The sequence below is a fragment of the uncultured Maribacter sp. genome (assembly GCF_947500405.1).
Classification (GTDB): Bacteria; Bacteroidota; Bacteroidia; order Flavobacteriales; family Flavobacteriaceae; genus Maribacter_B.
The window spans coordinates 1-263 of sequence record NZ_CANMRY010000082.1 but is presented as its reverse complement, the minus strand read 5'-3'; the positions used below and the strand labels follow the sequence as shown (position 1 = coordinate 263).

General features: G+C 38.8%; 1 protein-coding gene. It reads right to left on the bottom strand.

Going from position 1 to position 263, the window contains the following annotated elements:
* Window positions 1–263: hypothetical protein (locus Q0945_RS16070; RefSeq protein ID WP_299436706.1), on the bottom strand; the 263-nt coding region annotated here is incomplete at both ends.

Below are 263 nucleotides of genomic sequence, written 5' to 3'. Positions count from 1 at the left end.
GTAATATCGGTATCGTTGCTAGTAATAGCATTGGTATTCGCAGTAATATCTGCAGATTCTTCTAAATCAGAAAGGTCGGCAGAAAGCGTAGTACCGCTTTCGGTAACACTTAAGTTAGTACCATCAAAAGTAACAGCAGAAATATCATCATCGGTAGTGATGGTACCTACTTGATTATCTACATAAGTTTTAACGGCATTTTGTGTTGGGAAAGCAACATCGGAAGTACCTAAAGCAACATCGGTAGATTTGTTTGCGGTATC